The organism is Microbacterium sp. H6 (genome assembly GCF_003314775.1).
Taxonomy (GTDB): Bacteria; Actinomycetota; Actinomycetes; order Actinomycetales; family Microbacteriaceae; genus Microbacterium; species Microbacterium oxydans.
The window spans coordinates 1-5,385 of sequence record NZ_QOAY01000185.1 but is presented as its reverse complement, the minus strand read 5'-3'; the positions used below and the strand labels follow the sequence as shown (position 1 = coordinate 5,385).

Annotated in this window: 3 rRNA genes; all 3 read right to left on the bottom strand. The window is 54.6% G+C overall.

The window, feature by feature from the left end:
- Positions 1 to 8 precede the first annotated feature (8 nt).
- The 3 genes from rrf to DSP71_RS12005 all read right to left on the bottom strand — a co-directional run bounded on the left by rrf (position 9) and on the right by DSP71_RS12005 (position 5,288).
- A 5S ribosomal RNA gene (rrf, locus tag DSP71_RS12015) occupies positions 9 to 125 on the bottom strand.
- 108 nt (positions 126 to 233) lie between these two features.
- Positions 234 to 3,338, bottom strand: a 23S ribosomal RNA gene (locus DSP71_RS12010).
- Positions 3,339 to 3,764: 426 nt separating this feature from the next.
- A 16S ribosomal RNA gene (locus DSP71_RS12005) occupies positions 3,765 to 5,288 on the bottom strand.
- The 16S, 23S and 5S rRNA genes sit together here, the layout of an rRNA operon.
- Between the last annotated feature and the right edge of the window lie 97 nt (positions 5,289 to 5,385).

Sequence of the window (5,385 nt, the reverse complement as noted above, 5' to 3'; positions counted from 1 at the left end):
TAAAAGGAGTCCGGCGGTGTCCTACTCTCCCACAGGGTCCCCCCTGCAGTACCATCGGCGCTGTGAGGCTTAGCTTCCGGGTTCGGAATGTAACCGGGCGTTTCCCTCACGCTATGGCCGCCGAAACACTATTGATGTTTCAATCAAACACATAACAAAGTCATTGTTGTTATGCGGTTCTCGACCGTACATCGAGAACCACTCAGTGGACGCGTAGCACCAACAAACGGTGTGTTATCAAGTCATCGGCTTATTAGTACCAGTCAGCTGCATGCATTACTGCACTTCCACATCTGGCCTATCAACCCAGTAGTCTGGCTGGGAGCCTCTCACCCGAAGGTATGGAAATCTCATCTTGAGGCCGGCTTCCCGCTTAGATGCTTTCAGCGGTTATCCATCCCGAACGTAGCTAATCAGCGGTGCTCCTGGCGGAACAACTGACACACCAGAGGTTCGTCCAACCCGGTCCTCTCGTACTAGGGTCAGATCCTCTCAAATTTCCTACGCGCGCAGCGGATAGGGACCGAACTGTCTCACGACGTTCTAAACCCAGCTCGCGTACCGCTTTAATGGGCGAACAGCCCAACCCTTGGGACCTACTCCAGCCCCAGGATGCGACGAGCCGACATCGAGGTGCCAAACCATGCCGTCGATATGGACTCTTGGGCAAGATCAGCCTGTTATCCCCGAGGTACCTTTTATCCGTTGAGCGACAGCGCTTCCACAAGCCACTGCCGGATCACTAGTCCCGACTTTCGTCCCTGCTCGACCTGTCAGTCTCACAGTCAAGCTCCCTTGTGCACTTACACTCGACACCTGATTGCCAACCAGGTTGAGGGAACCTTTGGGCGCCTCCGTTACTTTTTGGGAGGCAACCGCCCCAGTTAAACTACCCACCAGGCACTGTCCCTGAACCGGATTACGGTTCGAAGTTAGATATCCAGAGTGACCAGAGTGGTATTTCAACAATGACTCCACACGAACTAGCGTCCATGCTTCAAAGTCTCCCACCTATCCTACACAAGCCACACCGAACACCAATACCAAGCTGTAGTAAAGGTCACGGGGTCTTTCCGTCCTGCTGCGCGTAACGAGCATCTTTACTCGTAATGCAATTTCGCCGAGTTCGCGGTTGAGACAGTTGGGAAGTCGTTACGCCATTCGTGCAGGTCGGAACTTACCCGACAAGGAATTTCGCTACCTTAGGATGGTTATAGTTACCACCGCCGTTTACTGGGGCTTAAATTCTCAGCTTCGCCTTGCGGCTAACCGGTCCTCTTAACCTTCCAGCACCGGGCAGGCGTCAGTCCGTATACATCGTCTTGCGACTTGGCACGGACCTGTGTTTTTAGTAAACAGTCGCTACCCACTAGTCTCTGCGGCCACCACACCCTTTTCGGAGTAAATCCGTATAAGTGGATGGCCCCCCTTCTCCCGAAGTTACGGGGGCATTTTGCCGAGTTCCTTAACCACGATTCTCTCGATCTCCTTGGTATTCTCTACCTGACCACCTGAGTCGGTTTGGGGTACGGGCGGCTAGAACCTCGCGTCGATGCTTTTCTTGGCAGCATAGGATCACCCACTTTTTATCCGCATCGTGTCTCAGCCTATGTGAATCGCGGATTTGCCTACGACTCGGCCTACGCACTTGCACCAGGACAACCATCGCCTGGCTTGGGCTACCTTCCTGCGTCACACCTGTTAATACGCTAACCGCACCAGAATGGGGTCGTGCGCTAGGCCCAGAGCGTCACCCCGAAGGGATCAGTCACTGGGATTCAGACACTTAGCACTACTGGATTAGCTTGGGCGGTTCTTCGCCGGTACGGGAATATCAACCCGTTGTCCATCGACTACGCCTGTCGGCCTCGCCTTAGGTCCCGACTTACCCAGGGAAGATTAGCTTGACCCTGGAACCCTTGGTCTTTCGGAGGACGTGTTTCTCACACGTCATTCGCTACTCATGCCTGCATTCTCACTCGTGTAGCCTCCACGGCTGGTTTACACCGCCGCTTCGCTGGCCACACGACGCTCTCCTACCCATCAACACGGCTGGACCACGAAGGCCTACCAATAATGTCAATGCCACAACTTCGGTGGCGTGCTTGAGCCCCGTTACATTGTCGGCGCGGAATCACTTGACCAGTGAGCTATTACGCACTCTTTCAAGGGTGGCTGCTTCTAAGCCAACCTCCTGGTTGTCACAGCAACTCCACATCCTTTCCCACTTAGCACGCGCTTTGGGACCTTAGTTGGTGGTCTGGGTTGTTTCCCTCTCGACTATGAAGCTTATCCCCCACAGTCTCACTGCTGCGCTCTCACTTACCGGCATTCGGAGTTTGGCTGACGTCAGTAACCTTGTAGGGCCCATCGGCCATCCAGTAGCTCTACCTCCGGCAAGAAACACGCAACGCTGCACCTAAATGCATTTCGGAGAGAACCAGCTATCACGAAGTTTGATTGGCCTTTCACCCCTATCCACAGCTCATCCCCTCAGTTTTCAACCTAAGTGGGTTCGGTCCTCCACACGCTCTTACACGTGCTTCAACCTGGCCATGGATAGATCACTTCGCTTCGGGTCTAGGACATGCGACTGAATCGCCCTATTCAGACTCGCTTTCGCTACGGCTACCCCACACGGGTTAACCTCGCCACATATCGCTAACTCGCAGGCTCATTCTTCAAAAGGCACGCTGTCACCCCTACTAAGGAGGCTCCAACGGTTTGTAAGCAAACGGTTTCAGGTACTATTTCACTCCCCTCCCGGGGTACTTTTCACCTTTCCCTCACGGTACTTGTCCGCTATCGGTCATCTGGGAGTATTTAGGCTTATCAGGTGGTCCTGACAGATTCACACGGGATTTCACGGGCCCCGTGCTACTTGGGATACTCTTCGCGCCAAGAGAGGCATTTCGACTACGGGGTTGGCACCCTCTATGACCGGCCTTTCAAGACCGTTCGTCTATACCTTCTTGTAACGCCGCCACCTCGGCAGAGATGACTGAAAAGTCCCACAACCCCCAACGTGCAACGCCTGCCGGCTATCACACACGCTAGGTTTAGCCTGATCCGGTTTCGCTCGCCACTACTAACGGAATCGCGGTTGCTTTCTCTTCCTGTGGGTACTGAGATGTTTCACTTCCCCACGTTCCCTCTACCCGCCCTATATATTCAGGCGGGAGTCACTAGGTCGGCACGCCGCCCAGCGGGGTTTCCCCATTCGGACACCCTCGGATCAAAACTTGCTTATCAGTTCCCCGAGGCTTATCGCAGATTGCTACGTCCTTCTTCGGCTCCAGATGCCAAGGCATCCACCGTTTGCTCTTAAAGACTTGAAATCACATGAGTTTGAATCAAAAACTCGACCCCACCCGAAGGCGGGATCTGAAATTGACTAATGATCTTTAAGATCATCTTGTGCAACAACCCGAAGGCTGTTGCAAGATGCTCGCGTCCACTGTGTAGTTCTCAAAGTACGGGCGGTGCCCCAATCCACAACCCCACAAACATGGAGAAACAGAAAGAGGCCCAGAGTAACCAAATGCTTCCAACCCCGAAAGGTCAAAGCGCATCCGGTCCCTCAGGACCCAACAGCGTGCAGGTGCGACATCCGTCACCCTCCCCGTTCCAACCACCGAAGCGGCGTACTGGAGAAGAACAACATCCCTCGCACCATGTCAAATGTTCCACCCCTGAGCTCCCAGCGAAGAACGTATGCCTTCGATCTGGGTTCTGGACACCCGAAAGTGTCAGATGCTCCTTAGAAAGGAGGTGATCCAGCCGCACCTTCCGGTACGGCTACCTTGTTACGACTTAGTCCTAATTACCGATCCCACCTTCGACGGCTCCCTCCACAAGGGTTAGGCCACCGGCTTCAGGTGTTACCGACTTTCATGACTTGACGGGCGGTGTGTACAAGACCCGGGAACGTATTCACCGCAGCGTTGCTGATCTGCGATTACTAGCGACTCCGACTTCATGAGGTCGAGTTGCAGACCTCAATCCGAACTGGGACCGGCTTTTTGGGATTCGCTCCACCTCGCGGTATTGCAGCCCTTTGTACCGGCCATTGTAGCATGCGTGAAGCCCAAGACATAAGGGGCATGATGATTTGACGTCATCCCCACCTTCCTCCGAGTTGACCCCGGCAGTATCCCATGAGTTCCCACCATTACGTGCTGGCAACATAGAACGAGGGTTGCGCTCGTTGCGGGACTTAACCCAACATCTCACGACACGAGCTGACGACAACCATGCACCACCTGTTTACGAGTGTCCAAAGAGTTGACCATTTCTGGCCCGTTCTCGTATATGTCAAGCCTTGGTAAGGTTCTTCGCGTTGCATCGAATTAATCCGCATGCTCCGCCGCTTGTGCGGGTCCCCGTCAATTCCTTTGAGTTTTAGCCTTGCGGCCGTACTCCCCAGGCGGGGAACTTAATGCGTTAGCTGCGTCACGGAATCCGTGGAATGGACCCCACAACTAGTTCCCAACGTTTACGGGGTGGACTACCAGGGTATCTAAGCCTGTTTGCTCCCCACCCTTTCGCTCCTCAGCGTCAGTTACGGCCCAGAGATCTGCCTTCGCCATCGGTGTTCCTCCTGATATCTGCGCATTCCACCGCTACACCAGGAATTCCAATCTCCCCTACCGCACTCTAGTCTGCCCGTACCCACTGCAGGCCGGAGGTTGAGCCTCCGGATTTCACAGCAGACGCGACAAACCGCCTACGAGCTCTTTACGCCCAATAATTCCGGATAACGCTTGCGCCCTACGTATTACCGCGGCTGCTGGCACGTAGTTAGCCGGCGCTTTTTCTGCAGGTACCGTCACTTTCGCTTCTTCCCTGCTAAAAGAGGTTTACAACCCGAAGGCCGTCGTCCCTCACGCGGCGTTGCTGCATCAGGCTTGCGCCCATTGTGCAATATTCCCCACTGCTGCCTCCCGTAGGAGTCTGGGCCGTGTCTCAGTCCCAGTGTGGCCGGTCACCCTCTCAGGCCGGCTACCCGTCGACGCCTTGGTGAGCCATTACCTCACCAACAAGCTGATAGGCCGCGAGCCCATCCCCAACCGAAATTCTTTCCAGACGCAGACCATGCGGTCACGTCACATATCCAGTATTAGACGCCGTTTCCAGCGCTTATCCCAGAGTCAGGGGCAGGTTGCTCACGTGTTACTCACCCGTTCGCCACTGATCCCACAGAGCAAGCTCCGTGTTCACCGTTCGACTTGCATGTGTTAAGCACGCCGCCAGCGTTCATCCTGAGCCAGGATCAAACTCTCCGTAAAAAAGAAATGCATACCCCACCGGGAAAACGGTGACGCAGCGAGTTTGATGCTGACCAAAGAGACAAATTCATTGCTGACTTCATCCATTGCCAACCCC